This is a genomic window from Reinekea thalattae (assembly GCF_008041945.1).
GTDB classification, from domain to species: Bacteria; Pseudomonadota; Gammaproteobacteria; order Pseudomonadales; family Natronospirillaceae; genus Reinekea; species Reinekea thalattae.
On record NZ_VKAD01000002.1, the window covers coordinates 89,248 to 104,628 of the forward strand.

At 43.6% G+C, this 15,381-nt stretch carries 12 protein-coding genes; 7 read left to right on the forward strand and 5 right to left on the reverse strand.

The annotated features are described in order from the left end of the window. Positions 1-260: 260 nt before the first annotated feature. Positions 261-1,355 carry an iron-containing alcohol dehydrogenase family protein gene (locus FME95_RS10755; protein WP_187265510.1) on the forward strand — a complete coding sequence of 365 codons (1,095 nt, stop codon included), beginning with the start codon at positions 261-263 and terminating at the stop codon, positions 1,353-1,355. Here FME95_RS10755 and FME95_RS10760 read toward each other — a convergent pair. Continuing rightward, the gene (locus tag FME95_RS10760; protein ID WP_147714493.1) at positions 1,318-2,205 is read right to left on the reverse strand and encodes a LysR family transcriptional regulator; all 888 of its coding nucleotides are present in this window, start codon (positions 2,203-2,205) and stop codon (positions 1,318-1,320) included. The two genes, FME95_RS10755 and FME95_RS10760, sit on opposite strands and share 38 nt — an antisense overlap. Positions 2,206-2,325: 120 nt before the next feature. Between FME95_RS10760 and FME95_RS10765 the strand changes: the two genes are divergently transcribed. Together FME95_RS10765 and FME95_RS10770 are read left to right on the forward strand one after the other, a co-directional pair. Continuing rightward, complete coding sequence (locus FME95_RS10765) at positions 2,326-3,492, forward strand: methionine aminotransferase (RefSeq protein ID WP_147714494.1); 1,167 nt, start codon at positions 2,326-2,328, stop codon at positions 3,490-3,492. A 5-nt stretch (positions 3,493-3,497) separates the two neighbouring features. Continuing rightward, on the forward strand, positions 3,498-4,295 hold the full coding sequence (locus FME95_RS10770) for a carbon-nitrogen hydrolase family protein (RefSeq protein WP_147714495.1): 798 nt from the start codon (positions 3,498-3,500) through the stop codon (positions 4,293-4,295). Between the two features lie 111 nt (positions 4,296-4,406). Here the strand turns inward: FME95_RS10770 and FME95_RS10775 are convergent, their stop codons facing one another. Continuing rightward, entirely contained in the window at positions 4,407-5,927 is a 1,521-nt protein-coding gene (locus tag FME95_RS10775; RefSeq protein ID WP_147714496.1) for an amino acid ABC transporter permease/ATP-binding protein, read from the reverse strand. A 21-nt stretch (positions 5,928-5,948) separates the two neighbouring features. After that, on the reverse strand, positions 5,949-6,761 hold the full coding sequence (locus FME95_RS10780; protein WP_147714497.1) for a transporter substrate-binding domain-containing protein: 813 nt from the start codon (positions 6,759-6,761) through the stop codon (positions 5,949-5,951). 255 nt (positions 6,762-7,016) lie between these two features. Here FME95_RS10780 and FME95_RS10785 point away from each other — a divergent pair, with 255 nt between their 5' ends. The 4 genes from FME95_RS10785 (at position 7,017) to FME95_RS10800 (ending at position 13,202) form a co-directional block, all read left to right on the forward strand. Further along, a complete protein-coding gene (locus FME95_RS10785; protein ID WP_147714498.1) occupies positions 7,017-7,862 on the forward strand; it encodes an MOSC domain-containing protein in 846 nt (281 codons plus the stop codon). 114 nt (positions 7,863-7,976) lie between these two features. Next, positions 7,977-9,092, forward strand: coding sequence for a hypothetical protein (locus FME95_RS10790; protein ID WP_147714499.1), 1,116 nt, complete (start codon positions 7,977-7,979; stop codon positions 9,090-9,092). Between the two features lie 340 nt (positions 9,093-9,432). Beyond that, positions 9,433-11,295, forward strand: a complete 1,863-nt coding sequence (locus tag FME95_RS10795) for a hypothetical protein (protein WP_147714500.1) — start codon at positions 9,433-9,435, stop codon at positions 11,293-11,295. Between the two features lie 341 nt (positions 11,296-11,636). Continuing rightward, complete coding sequence (locus FME95_RS10800) at positions 11,637-13,202, forward strand: NHL repeat-containing protein (protein WP_147714501.1); 1,566 nt, start codon at positions 11,637-11,639, stop codon at positions 13,200-13,202. A 118-nt stretch (positions 13,203-13,320) separates the two neighbouring features. Here the strand turns inward: FME95_RS10800 and FME95_RS10805 are convergent, their stop codons facing one another. Beyond that, positions 13,321-13,821 (reverse strand): GNAT family N-acetyltransferase, encoded by a 501-nt coding sequence (locus FME95_RS10805; protein WP_147714502.1) that lies wholly within the window; start codon positions 13,819-13,821, stop codon positions 13,321-13,323. Between the two features lie 196 nt (positions 13,822-14,017). Beyond that, entirely contained in the window at positions 14,018-15,295 is a 1,278-nt protein-coding gene (locus tag FME95_RS10810; protein ID WP_147714503.1) for an Nramp family divalent metal transporter, read from the reverse strand. Between the last annotated feature and the right edge of the window lie 86 nt (positions 15,296-15,381).

A 15,381-nucleotide genomic window follows, 5' to 3' on the forward strand; every position in this document is an offset into this window, starting at 1 on the left:
CTTGAACCGCTGTTGTTTGTTGAATGCTAATTTTATGGCTGGTTAAAAGCAAAGAATAATGATGAGCAATGAACTTGTAGCATGCCTGATATGCAAATAAATCCATAGGCGGTATTGGCTTATCGTTGTAACTTACAACCTATGAGGTTCATAACCTCTGTGACTTATTTATATTGTAATTGACAGTCTTTGTAACTAAGAACCTTTGTAACTAAGAACTTTTGTAATTAATAACCAATTTGTAATTGATGGAAGCGACCATGTTAACTGCAGGCACTCACGTTCAATCGATTTCTTTACCGCATCAGGTCATTCGAGGTCCAAACAGCTTAACTCAGCTGTTTGGCTTTTTACCTAAAAATATATCGCGTGTTTTTATTGTTGGTGGTCATACCGCGTTATCAATAGCATTGCCGACTATTGAAGCGGTTGTCACAAACAATTATCTGCTCGAGTCAGCACACTATGGTGGTGAGGTGACGAGAACTAATTTAGCACAGCTGAAACAGCAGGCGAGTCGCTTTGATGCCGATATCATCGTAGCCATTGGTGGTGGAAAGGCGCTCGATATGGGCAAGTGGCTAGCGGATGAACTTGGACTTGCTAGTGTGACAGTGCCTACTATCGCAGCGACCTGTGCTGCAACATCGACGGTTTCGGTTATTTACGATGAGGCTGGTCACTTTGAATCTTTAATTTCCGTTAACAAAGCGCCCATCGCTGTTTTTTTAGATAGTGACATTATTGCGCGTGCGCCTTATCAGTGGTTGGCCGCAGGTTTGGGTGACACACTGGCAAAGCTGTATGAGTTTCGCGCCATTGCTGAGAATTTACCCCAATGCAGCTTTAACTCGTCGGCCTATATGAACGGCAAACTTTGCTACGACATTATTGTCGAGTTTGGTGAACAGGCGATCAGTGATGTTCAGCAAGGGCGCACCTCACCAGCCCTAGAGGCAGTAATGGATGCCATTATTTTGTATGCAGGCTTTACTTCTATTATGGGGGTTGGTGATCACGTTGCTGCTGCGCACGCGTTGTACGATGGTTTTACCACCAATGAAAAAACGCGTTTATATGGTCATGGCTTGCTGGTCGGTTTTGGTAATTTAGTCTTGCAAGTTTTAGAGGGTCGTAGTGATCTTGAATTAGAAGAAGCCATTAAGATTGCTCGCCGCTGCGCAGTTCCTACTGATTTGGATGAGATCGCCAACTTAACGCAAGCCGAACTAAAATCAATATGCCAAGCTGCGGTGGCTACTCCCGATATGAACAATATGCCGATGGACGTATCAGTCGAACAACTGATGGCAGCAGTTAATCAGGTGTCGATGTTTTCGAAATCTGTGCGTTAAGCCAGTCAACGATTTTAGCAATGTGTGGTGTTTGATCTAATGCTTCTGCATAGCGTAAGTAGTAGTGAGCACCGCTGTTAACGCTGATAGTGGAAGGGCATATAAGGCGTCCGGTTATGATGTCTTCTTTAACTAAGTTTATGTCGGCAATGGCAACGCCAAAGCCTTGAATGGCAGCGCTAATTGATAAATCCATGGTTTCAAAGAATTGATTTTTTACCATGACAGCAGGGTCAATCTCTGCTTCATTTAACCACAAGGCCCAATCTGAGTGATTTTTCGATGGGTGCAAAAAAGTGTAGTTGTTGATATCGAAAGGTTGTTGCGGGTTATAGATAGTCGGTGAGATAACCGGCGTCAGCTGTTCATCAAAAAGTTTAATCGATCCACTTTCGTCAGGCTTATCATCATAAGAAAAAACCACCGCCATATCGAAGTTTTCTGTTTCGAAGTTTATGCCGTGCTCGGTTGTTGTGGTTAGCGCTACCTGAATATCTGGGTGGTCGTTTTCTAACTCAATTAATTTTGGTACTAGCCAACGCATCGAACAAGTAGGCGCTTTCATCTTAATGTCCGTCGAAGGGTGCATCGCCTGTTGCGTGGTTTGCATAATCTGATCAAAGGCTTGCTTCATCGAAGGCAAAATATCTTTGCCTTTATCAGTAAGCTCTAGGCCTCTGGCATGGCGATGAAAAACTTTAAAGCCTAAGTAAGATTCTAGCGCTGCAATTTGTCGGCTAACGGCACCTTGCGTTACAAATAGCTCTTCGGCTGCATGAGTAAAATTAAGATGCTTTGCTGTAATGATAAAGCTATAAAGCCCATTGAATGGAGGTGATCTTTTCGCCATTAGAAACCTTAACTGACTTATGTGTTTTACTCATGCCTAGTATGACGACAAATCGATGGCGGATATAGAGGATATTTTCTCTAATAGCCAGACATTGCAAGTTTATAGCTAGGAGCCTTCATGGTTGATACGCCCATTCACGTCCCGTCAAAACTCGATGATGTCGGTACCACCATCTTTAGTGTTATCGCAGAGTTGTCCGACCAGCACAAGGCTATTAACTTAGCACAAGGTGCGCCAAGTTTTGACTGCGACCCCCGATTGATTGAGTTAACCCATGAAGCAATGCGGCGTGGCGATAACCAGTACTCTCCTATGGCAGGCGTGTTGGCGCTACGGCAGCAAGTCTCAGACAAAATAGCCCAGCTGTACCAGCATCGCTACCGGCCCGAAGATGAGGTATTGATCACCGCCAGTGCTAGTCAGGGCTTGTACATTGCGATATCTGCGTTAGTTCATGCCGGTGATGAAGTGATCTACCTTGAGCCATGTTTCGATAGCTATGCGCCAATTGTTCGCATGCAGGGCGCAACGCCGATTGGAATAAAGCTCAAGGTGCCTGACTTTAGTGTCGATTGGCAGCAAGTGGCCGAGCACATCACTCCGAAAACACGCATGATTATCCTCAATAGTCCGCACAACCCAACCGGCATGGTTTTCTCTCAACAAGATTTAGAGTGCTTAAATAATCTGACTAAAAACAGCAATATCCTTATTCTTTCTGATGAGGTTTATGAGCACACTTTGTTCGATAATAAAAAGCATCTATCGATGTCGACGCATAAAGAATTAGCTCAGCGCAGTGTCGTAGTCACCTCCTTTGGTAAGACTTTCCATGTTACCGGTTGGCGAGTCGGATGTTGTGTTGCGCCCGAGCCGATCATGAAGGAACTAATGAAGGTGCATCAATTTTTGATGTTTGCCGCAGACACGCCCATGCAGTACGCTTTTAGTGAATACCTTAAAGAGCCAGAACATTATTTGGGCTTAGCGCAGCTTTATCAGAAAAAAAGAGATCTAATGCTATCTTTATTAGAGCAGGGGCCTTTTAAAGCCTTGCCCAGTGCGGGTTCTTTTTTTGTATTGTTGAGCTATGGGCACTTGTCGCAAGAAGCCGATAGTGAAATTGTAAAACGCCTTATTCAAGAGGCTGGCGTTGCAACAATACCGCTGTCGGCTTTTTACAGTGACAGCACCGATAACAAATTTATACGTTTAGCATTCTGTAAAAAAGACGAAGAAATTATCCGAGGCGTTGAAGCGCTTAATGCATTTAAGTTAGGTTGAATCGAATGAAAATAGCCGCCGTTCAAATGTCTAGCCGAGCAGATTTAAAACTCAATATCTTGAAGGCAGAGCAGCTTATTAAGCAGGCTGTAGACAGCGGTGCTGAGTGTGTTTTGCTGCCGGAATATTTTTATTCAATGGCAGCAAAAGATAGCGACCGTCTGGCATTGGCAGAGGCCTTTTTAGACGGGCCTATTCAAATACACATGGCGGCGTTAGCAAAAGAATATGCTATTTGGTTGATCGCAGGCACCTTACCAATTAAAAGCGAGCAGCCAGATAAGTTTTTTAATAGCCAGCTGGTGTATAGCCCTAACGGTGAATGCGTCTGCCGATACGACAAGGTGCACCTGTTTGGTTTTGATAATGGTAACGAAGCCTATTGTGAATCCGATACCATGGCTGCTGGATCAGAAATTAAAACCTTTCAGCTGGCGGAGCACACTGTTAGGCCGTCTATCTGTTATGACTTACGTTTTCCTGAATTTTATCGCCACGATGCAGGCTTTGACCTGATCACCGCTCCCGCCGCCTTTACCTACACCACCGGTAAAGCTCATTGGAAAACACTACTGACTTGCCGAGCCATTGAAAACCAGTGTTATGTTATCGCTGCCGCTCAGGTTGGCGAACATGAAAACGGCAGCCGTACTTATGGCCACAGTATGATCATTAACCCTTGGGGTGAAGTGTTGGATTGCTTGCCAGAAGGCGAGGGCTTTGTTTGTGCCGAATTAGAGATGGATTACTTGAACGAAAAACGCCAGCAATTACCGGCGCTAAAAAATAGAGTGTTTTTTTAATTTCTGAATTATCAAATCCTGACTGCTGGTAAACTTTTTTAGTTAAGAGTTCTTTTAGTTAAGAGCTTTTGCAGCTAAGCATTCTGGCACGTAAAAGCTAGCAGTGAATGCCTAGGCCAAGCCCATAAACGCTCTAAGGCGTGCATAGTGATAGCTGTCGTTATCAAGATCTAAAATGGCCTGAGGAGACGCGCTGACTTTAATAGCACCATCTTCCATCATGACAATTCTATCGGATACCGATAACGCAAAATCCATTTCATGAGTCACAATTATCAGCGTCATGCCGTCTTTTGCTAAGTCTTGAATGACTTTTAAAACCTCGCCGACCATTTCAGGGTCGAGTGCCGAAGTCGGCTCATCAAATAAAATAATATCCGGTGCTAACGCTAGCGTACGAGCAATGGCAACACGTTGTTGCTGGCCGCCAGAAAGTTGGTGAGGGTATTTATGAGCATGGGCTAAAAGGCCAACTCGATCTAACAGATAAAGTGCCTGCTGCTGGTTATCCTGTTCGCTATAAAGCTTGTGGTAACTAGGCGCCAGCATCAGGTTTTGCAGAACGGTTTTATGAGCAAAGAGATTAAAGTTTTGAAACACCATACCAATGCGTAACATACCTGCTTTGCACTGCGCCGCATTGAGTTGGCTGGGTTTAGCAACAAAGCTTTCACCAAATAGAACCACTTCGCCATCATCTAATGTTTCTAGAGTATTCAGTGTTCTAATCAGCGTTGTTTTACCCGAACCAGAAGGGCCAATAATACTGACAACATCGCCCATATTGATGTTCATGTTGATATCTTTTAATACCTGATGACTGCCGTAAGCTTTGGTTAAACCCTGTAACTGTAGCGCCGGAGGTATGCCTTTTTGCACAGTCGTTTCCGTCTTTGGGGTTGCAGCCAACTGCGTTTTTAGGTGGTCACATTCGGCCTCAGTTAGGGTTTGAGGTTTGCGCGAAAAAATATCTAAGCGTTTTTCTAAGAACTGTAAAATAGTGCTAAACAGCGTGACGATTAAGACATAGTAAATTGCAACGCCTAGCAATGTTTCGAGCACCATAAAGTTTTCAGAATAGAGTCGTTGGCCGACCTGAAGTAATTCAGGTAATGAGATGGCAGAGACTAAAGAACTGAGTTTAATGATGGTGACAAATTCGTTGGTCATGGTTGGCATCGAAATACGAAATGCCTGAGGAATAACAATGAGCCGCTGTACGCCTAAAAAACCAATATTCAGTGCATGGCCTGCTTCGCGTTGGCCTTTGGCGACGGAGAGCAAACCGCCTCGATGAATTTCGGCCATGTAGGCTGCTTCTGTTAGCACTAGGCTAACCAAGCCAGCTAAAAATGGTACACCCAATACAGGTCGCGTTACCGGGAATAATTGCGGTAAGTTGTAGGTGAAAACCAATAACACTAATAGCGGTACGCTACGGAAAAACCAAATGTAGAGACTCGCTGGCAAAGAAAGCCAGCGATAAGAGGACATTTTTGCGGAGGCAACAACGAAACCAAACATTAACCCTAAAACCCAAGCAAGACTGCTAATCGCAATAACCGTGACGCAGGCTTGCCAGAACATCTTTAGGGTGAAGAGTGAAAAAACGTATTGCCAATCAAATTCCATTAGTGCGCTCCGCTGAATGTTTTACTCGCTAACAGGCGTTAGCTCGTATTTTTCGATCAATGCCAAGTATGAACCGTTGGCTTTAATGGCATCCATTGCGCTTTGCAATTGGTTAAAGAGCGCGTCGTTACCCTTATCAACAAAAATACCCAGTGTTTGCGGGTAAATTAAATCCAGTGAGCTAATTACGATACGACCACGGCTACGCTCAGAAAACATCTTCGCTGCGCCAGCAATTTCAACTTGCGCATCAATGTTACGTGACAATAACGCTTGCGAAACTTCTGGTGCAGTTGGGTACTGGCGCACGGTGATGGCTGCTTTGTCATTAGCTAAGCAGTAGTCGGTTGATAACGCTTCCAAATCTTTAACCCAAGAAGTGCCTTGCTGTAAGCCAACGCTTAAGCCGCAAAGCTCTTTTTCGGTCGCTGGTTTTTGCTCACTGTCTTTTAACGTCATGATATGAGCACCGGTTCTGGCGTAAGCAATTGCATCAGTTCTTTCTAGGCGCTTAGGCAAGATGTACATACCAGAAATGACGGTATCAAACTTATCGCTCGACAGGCCTAAAATTAAGTTAGTGAACTTGCTGTCGACAAATTTCGGCGTTACGCCCATTTGTTCAGAGAGCAATGTTGCAAGCTCAGGGTCGAAACCGACAACCTTATCGCCATCGTAAGATTCAAACGGTGGGTAGGCGATCTCCATGCCAACGGTAAGAGTGCCTTCGCTAATCAATGTTTCTGCTTGTGTTGATGTTGCTGCTAATAGCACGCTGCTCGTTAGCGCTAAGCTGGCCAGTGTCTTCACAAAAGAGTGGGTGGTGATACTCATACTGTTCTCCAAATATCGTGGTTTCAGTTTGCAATAAGCGGTATTGGTCATTAAATATCAACTAAAAAAAAGCGAGTAACGAAACCTAGTCATGTGAGCGATGACAAAAAATCATACCGGCGTTGGCTGCGTCAATAATCTCGGCTCGTCTTTTTGAGACAGCTGGTTGCTATTACCGACAATGCTCTCGATAACCGATCAAATAAGGTGATAGTATTTGCTTTATTTACCTAATTTAAGAGGCAGATCGCAGCGATGGCATTGCTAGACGATATAGAGATTTACCCTATCAAATCGACTCAAGGCATTGCCTTGAAACAGAGCTCGGTGCAGTTGTCTGGCCTAACGGGAGACAGGCGCTATATGCTGGTCGACGAGCGAGGCCAATTTGTAACCGCGCGTAAATATCCAGTCTTAACCCAAGTGAGCTCAACCTATCAGCCAGGCGATCAATTACAACTGACCTATAGTGAGCCTGATGCTCAGGTTGATAGTCAATTGACAATCAACCCTGCCGACTTTACTGGCGATTACACCGATACCATTATTTGGAAAGTTGGCGTACGTGCGCTTCTATGTGGTGAAAAGTACGACCGTTGGTTCAGTGATATCCTAAATAAACCAGTACGATTGGTTTATTTTGCTGAGCAATCCAGCCGATTAGCTAACTCGCAGCCAGAAAAGCCCGTTGCCTTTGCCGATAGTTACCCCTTTTTAATTGCCTCTCGTGCCTCTTTAAACGCCGTTGCCGAGCAATGCCCTGAGCCCGTTAACATCCAACAGTTTCGAGCTAATATCATTGTTGATGAATGCGAACCGTTTGCCGAAGATAGCTGGCAGCGTTTTAAAATTGGCGATGTGGTTTTTGAAACGGTCAGCCCCTGTGTGCGTTGTAGTTTGATTACAGTAAACCCTGCAACGGCAGAAAGAAGCAGTATTGGTGAGCCGTTTAAAACGTTGACCAAACAGCGCATGCTAGAAGAAAACGGTAAAAAACAAGGGCCAACCTTTGGTATGAATTTGGTTGCACTGAACGAAGGTACAATCCGTGTCGGTGATTCCGTCGAAGTATTGGAATACCGAACGCCAGAGCGTTACTAGTTATAGAGTGATTAACTGAATGACTAGCTAAGCGACTAAATAGCTCGAATGGCTAACTTGATTAAACCGCGCGCATAAATCCGTGTAACCAGCAAACAGAGGTGCTTGTTCAAAATGCAAAATAAAATCGGCTTTCGTCATTTTTTAGCGTTGTCATTCATCGTTGCTTTAGCTTGGTTTGGTTTTTTAGATCGCTACGCTGAATATTATATTAATGGTTCATTAGCCACCTCGACGGTCTCGTTTGGCATTGCACGACTGTTTAATGCAACGGTTTCTGTACTTTCTAGTATTACGCTCAATGTGCCAGTGGTTGGCTCAGTGCAGATCGGAGAATTACTCGACCCACTGAATGATTTAGTCGAAGATTTTTCAACCGTGATGAAGTATGCGATTTCATCTTTATTGATTCAAAAATTCTTAGTCGAAATTTCTCAAACGCTGCATTTTAAAATTTTCTTAACCTTAACCGCGGTAGCGTATTTTTTTTCCGGACGATATTGGCCAAACCGACGTCAGCTTGCTTATCGAGCTTTTGTGTTGGCGTGCGCCTGTAAGTTTTCTATTGTGCTCGTTGCGCTTGCCAGTAGTTGGGTTGATGCTGCCTTTGTTGAAGATAAAATTGAACAGGCGAATAACTCACTAGAAGCCTTTCCGATACGCGCCCAAGAGTTGGATCAACTGCTGGACTTGAATGTCGAAATTCGTGAACAGGTAGAGCGAGATATCGTCGTTCACGAAAACAATAAAGTTAGCCTGCTGAATGAAAAGCTTTTACTGCTCGAAAAAATCAGCCCACTAAAAAAACAGTTGGCTAGTGTTGAGCAGCAGCTAGCAGCAGAGAACGAAAAAGAAGGCCTTATTAATAGCCTAGTGAATAAAAACGAACAACAGCTAGCGTTAAAAACAGAGGCTCGCGAATTAAACAAATCGCTTGCTCAACTAAACAGCCAGATAGCAAACCTAGATCGGCTGGTACAGAATATCGATGTCGACATCCTCAGGTTGGAGCGCCGCCTTAACAGCGATGTCGGCACATTCGAAAGCCTTATGGGCGGCTTTGATCACGTCACCGAAGCGGCAAAAAGTAAAATCACCCGCTATGTCGACACGCTCAATAACTCGATAGAAACCTTCTTAAACCTGATGGCGCTCTTTGTACTCAAAACAATAGTTCTGCCGTTATTGTTTTTATTAGTGCTTTATCTTTCGTTTAAAAAGCTTTGGTGAATCTTTCTTTGGTAGGTCTATAGGTTTATAGGCCAAATGCCATAGTTATCGATATAACAGTCACTGATTTGACTAAGTTTTTGCAGCGTACATTATTCGACGTGATTTTGACGAGTGAGGCGCTCAGCGCATTTTGTGTGGCTAGCCCTTATAGCATGGAGGCTTAGCTATAAGGACAGCCTTTAGCATTTAGCTTGTTTTATGAACAAAAACTTAACACACCTCAGCTTTGAATCGAAATTCATACAAATGCATCTTTTCTCCTTATTTCCAATGCCTCCATTGCCATGTAATATCTTCATGTTTTGAATTTTAGGCATAGCATTTATAAGGAACGCTCATGAAATACTTTAAATTAAATGGGGCCCTGCTGGCAGCAAGTATCGCGCTGGTAGGCTGTGGAGCCGAAAGTGGCAGTTCATTCGGAAATGACATATCACTGACTAACCCAATTGCTGATATGACGTTATCTGGTGATACAAGACTAAATTTCTCGATCCCCGACAATACCTGTACCAGTAACAGCGTCCACTCAATCAATTACGAGATCGACAATGTAGCTGACAATGTTGGCTTTTCATTAAATTACAATTCAACAACGCTAAGCGGCTATGCCGACGATGTTGGCGAGGTCACTGTATCTTATAGCTGTAGCGTTTTAGGTGGCGATACCCTAACGGATGAATTCACCATTACTGTTGTTGATTTCGATGCCGACCCAGTGGTGACAATTTCAGCCGATCAAACTGGTGATGTGCGAGGTGGAACAACGGTAACCCTAACCGCAGATGCCGAGGTGCCGAACCTAACCGGTGAAATTGACCCGGACTCGTATAACTGGGAGCAGAACTTAGGTGAAGATGAAACTGGAACTCGGGTTGCCGATTTTACAGCAAATGGCAATGAGCTGAGTTTTGATGTTCCAGCCATCTCGTCCCCTGAAGAGCTGGTGTTTGAAGTTACTGTGGCGGATGCTGCGGATGAAGATGCTACTGCCACTGCTACTATCTCTATTCGTGCCATTCCTCAGTACGCACCGGAAGTTTCTATTTCATTCCCACTGTCTTTAGGTGAATACAGTGCAAGTGCTGTGGATATGTTTGGTGTAGTTGAGGCTGCGACGGGTGGAACTGTCAACAGTGTTACTGTCACTATCGATGACGGTGTTCCTCAGACCGCTACTGTTACTGGCACCCAATGGCGAGTTGAAGATGTTACCTTGCCGATAGATGCCGAGATTAAAGTTGTAGCGGTTGGTGGCAGTGATGAAAACTACGCCGAGATCTCTCTAGACAAAGATACCTTCTACAGCACATCGCTTGATAATGACCTTTCCGATATCGCTGTCGATGAAATCAATGGCTATGTTTATGCGCAGGTCGATGGTGCGACATCCGCACAGGTTGAGTTTTTAAAGTTCGACTTAGGCTCCGCTGAAAGTAGCGTGCTCGATATTGATCGTTACTTTAGTTTTTCTGATGATGAGCCGACTTCTATCTCTATCGATGCGGAATCGCAAACACTATTTGTCGGCTATGCAACAGGTGCGACTAAAATTAATTTAGCCACTGGTGATGAGGCTATCTTATATAACGCGCCAGATTTTACAGACGAGAATGGTGATCGTTATAGCGGTCTTATTGCTGACTTGTTTTATCATGATGCATCAGGGTTGGTGTTAAGTGCCGAGGCGAATAATTCAGTTTTAGTTTCAGTCGACCCCGAAGTGGTGTTTGGTGACCGAACACCTTATATTAGTGGTATTGGTGCCCTTCTTTCAACGGCGATTGACTCATCTGGAAACGCCTATTTCTCTCAGGGCTATAATGTAGATGGGCAGGCAATCATTCAAAAAAATGATGGCTCAGATTTTAGTATTATCTATGATGTCGCTGCAGGCTCTTCCGGTGGTCCAGTTTCTGATATCGCAATAAATGAAAATGGTGATTCATTGTATTTCGTAAATGGGGCAGGTGATTTAATTAAACTTGCTTTAGCCGATAACTCAACTGAAACGGTTTTATCTGAGCTGTTTGATATTAGTACTTTTCAAAATCCTGGTACGCCTTTAATCGGCTTACACTACGACAGTACTCGTCAGGTGTTAATAGCGGCAGGCCGTGATTTTGGCGGCTCGGGTAACAAGCTATTAGTTATCGACCCTGAAACTTGGAATTACGCCAAAATAGCCGAAGGTAACTAAAATTAAGTACTCTCAGTGCAAGCCAATGCATTGAGTAACAAAACAAAAAGCCGCTGATTAGCGGCTTTTTTTTGATTAAAAATTTATCAAATAGATGTGCCTTATAAAGTAAAACCTTAAATAGATTCGTCGATAATTTGACTTATTTTGGTGTCGCTTTTCAGATTTTGGTTTTTTTTGACGCGTTTGAACGTGTTCACATGAACAAAAACTTAATGTGATTAAATTTGAAAGTGAAAAGTATACAAATGCTCTCTTTCTGCATATTTCCAATGCCTCAATTGCCATGTAGTATCACTGCTGTTTTCAATTGGCTTGCATAGAATTTACAAGGAACGCGTATGACGTATCTAAAATTAAATAGCGCACTACTGGCAGCGAGTGTCGCGCTGGTGGGTTGTGGTGCAGAAAGCGGCGGGAGCAGTTCCCGATTAACATTGGCTAACCCAATTGCAGATATTGAATTGGATCGAGGTAATGAACTCGATTATTCGATTCCAAGTGATGTTTGCACAACACCAGGTGGTTACTCTTCTGCCTCTACTGTGATCACTGACGTTTCTAATAATCTTGGCTTTCAATTTAATCACTATACAACCGGTACTAGTAATGGGGTTGCCTATTCTGGTTATCGGCAGATCTATGGCTATCCAACTGAGGCTGGCGAAGTTTCCGTCACCGTTACTTGTATTGATCAGGGGGAAAGACTAACGGATGAATTTACCATTACCGTTCTCGAAAACGATGAAGCTCCGAATGCCTCTATATCCTTCCCATTTGATTTTGGCGACTACAGTAGCTCAACCTCAATGGATGTGTTTGGCAACTTTTCAGCACCAGTGGGCGAGTCAATAAGAAGTCTTGAAGTTAAGATCAAATATAAAGCTGGATATAGTACTGTATCGGATATATCCGGCGTTACTGATACATGGCGCAGGTCGGGTATTAGTTTGGATGAGGTTGAGAGCATTTCGGTGACAGTAACAGCAGAGAACGACTATGTGGCTTATGATGAAGTGATTTTAAATAATGGTGAGCTTTATTCTACCAGCATTGATGACTATATTTCTGATATTGCTGTTGATGAGGCCACGGGTGATATCTATGTTCATTCCGATGGTGATTATGTTAGTCAAATAGCAATCAAAAAATTTAATTTAGATTCAGGCGAGAGTGAAGAGCTAAGTTATACGGCTGACACTACCTATGGTACGTATGTTCGCTCTAGTATCGCGATCGATACTGATAATTTATATGTCAGCGCGAGTAGTGGAATAACAAAGATAAATTTATCAAACGGTATAGAGACTGTGTTATCGGATGCAAACGCAGGTAGCGGGGTTGCCTTGGATTCTACCCTTGATCTGATTTATAGCGAATCTGACGATCTTTTGTATGCGGTTCAATATTCTAACCATACGATTGTTTCTATTGACCCTGACACTGGAGATAGAGCGGTCGTTGTCGTAGATACAGATGAGCAACCAATGTCTATGGCAATTAACGAATCGACTGGAAGTATTTACTATTCCCGAGGTGTTAATATTACAGGAGATTATATTCTATATGAATATGATGGTTCGAGCTCTACACAGCTTACATACGGTGACAGCGGAGCGGTTTCAGATTTAGCTTACGATGAGTCGAATAATATATTGTATTATGTTGATGGTGCGGGAGACTTAACCTCATATGACATATCAGCCAATGCCCAAACGACAGTTGTCGCTGATTTGTTTGCTCTTGAGAACTTAAATGGCTTAACTACTCCGCTAATCGGCCTTCATTACCACAGTGAACGTAACCTGTTGATAGCTGCTGGTAAAGATACTGACGGTACGACAAATCTGTTATTAGCTATCGACCCTGAATCAGGTAATTACGCGAAACTAGCCGAAGGTAACTAAGGCAGAGTCTCTCAGTTAAAAAATATTAGTTAATAATATTGTTAACTAACAAAACAAAAAGCCGCTGATTAGCGGCTTTTTTTTTAGGCTAGTGTTTTTATTTTTATAAAGCTCAACGTCAGTTTAGTTTTTTATACATCACATAGCTGTCGACAAAACCGAGCGTTTTATGTTGGTAGGCGTTTGGTATCGTACCGATAATATCGAAGCCGAGTTTTTGCCAAAGAGTAACCGCGGCGGTGTTGGTAGAAACAACGGCGTTAAATTGCATGGCGCTAAAGCCAAGTTCTTTTGCAAGGCTTTGGGAATGCAAGCAAAGTTGTTTGGCAATGCCTTGACCGCGCGCGCTTTCTGCCACCATGTAGCCGCAGTTACAGATGTGGCTACTCGGCCCCATGCCGTTTGCTTTTATGTAGTAAGTTCCGAGGATGTGGTTTTGTGGTTCATAAGCGTTTTGTTTTTCATAGACAAGGGTTTTTAATGGGCTTGTACACCACAGCTCGAAGGCCTGTTCAAAACTCATGTCTGGCTCATAAGCGTAGCTGTTTTGTGCTGCTATGATGCGTTTAAAGTCTGGCCAGAATTGTTGGAAATCTTCTTTGTTGAGTTCTCGAATCATTTGTCCACTCTTATGCCTAAAGCCTATTCTGTAAACCTAAAGTCTATTTTGTAAAAGAGTATGGCGCAGTCGGCTTAAATAAAAAAGCTGAAAAAAAGCAGCCAGAGAAAAGCCAGCTATAAAAATAAAGCCACAAAAAAGCCCCAATGAAGGGGCTTAGTATTTTAAAACATAATCTGTTTAGCGAGTGCTCAGTTTACAGAATAAACTTCCACCAAATAAATACCGCTAAGAAACCGAATAGGTAAACAAGGCCAGCCCAGTTTAAAACCTTAAGGCGAGTAGTGAGTGCTAATACGCCAGTCAGGTTAGTCTTAGAAATAAGGCGGAAGTTAAGCAATGCGAAGATTGGCGTGGTAATAAAGGCTAGGATCATCGCGAAGTTTAACATCGGTACCAGTTCTGCTTTGTAGAAGAACAAAATCAGCATGGCGCCAGCTGCAACTAGTAACATCCAGAAACGGTGGTAATTGATGTTTTCTGGCTTATTTAAAATAAGACGCTGTGCTTCTGCTAATGCGCGCGGGTAGCCGTCGATGCAGGTTAGCGTGCTGCCAAAAATACAAAAGAACGCCAAGATCGCAACAATGTAGCGTGACCATTCACCAATGTTTGAAGAATATAAACCCACTAACTGGTGTGAAAAGCCGATGCCTGAAGTCGCTAATTCGGTGCCGCTACCGTTAAGCAATAGCGCACCCAGTGCGAGGAAGAATAACGCTAATACGGCGGTAGTAATGTAGCCGACGTTGAAGTCGAACAATGCCGAGCGCGGTGTAACGTTTGCGACTTTACGTTGGTCTTTTAACCATAATGAGGTGATGCTCGAAACTTCGATAGTGGTCGGCATCCAACCCATCATAATCACAATAAAGCCAATCGCGCTAAGATCCCAAATAGTAGGTGGCTGGTAGTCTGCAGGAGCGACAGCGCCGTTAGTAAAGGCGGCGATGACAACAAAAATAGTCACAAGCGATAGAGTGCCAACAATCACTTTAGACATCTTGTCTAACGCCTGGTAACGGCCAGCAAATAAAATGACTAGGCAAGCCGAAATAAGAATCAGCGCATTGTATTCCAGTGGTAAGCCGGTTTTGAATATATAGCCAAACAGACTGGCACTGAACAGTAGCAGTGCAGATACGTTGACAAAGGCAGCCACGACACTCAAGAAAGTAAATGACCACAAATAAATACGGCCCATACCCTTGTAGCCTTCGACCAAGCTGTTACCGGTTGCCATAGTGTATTGAATACCGGCGCGGAAGAATGGGTATTTAAATAGGTTAACCAGTGCGATAACCAGCACTAATTGCCAGCCGTAAATAGCACCAGACTTAGTCGAAGCAACTAGGTGCGAGCCACCAATAGAGGTTGAAGCTAACATGATGCCAGGGCCTAGAACCTTGATCATGTCGAGTAATGTTTGTTTTTTGATGCTGCGGCCTGATTCTGGGGCCAATGTGTTTTCCATGTTCTTTCCTTTAAATGAGCCTAAGCAAAATGCAAGCAGCGGATTCTTACGTGGCTCATGGATTTGCGGCCAGCCAGTATAACAAC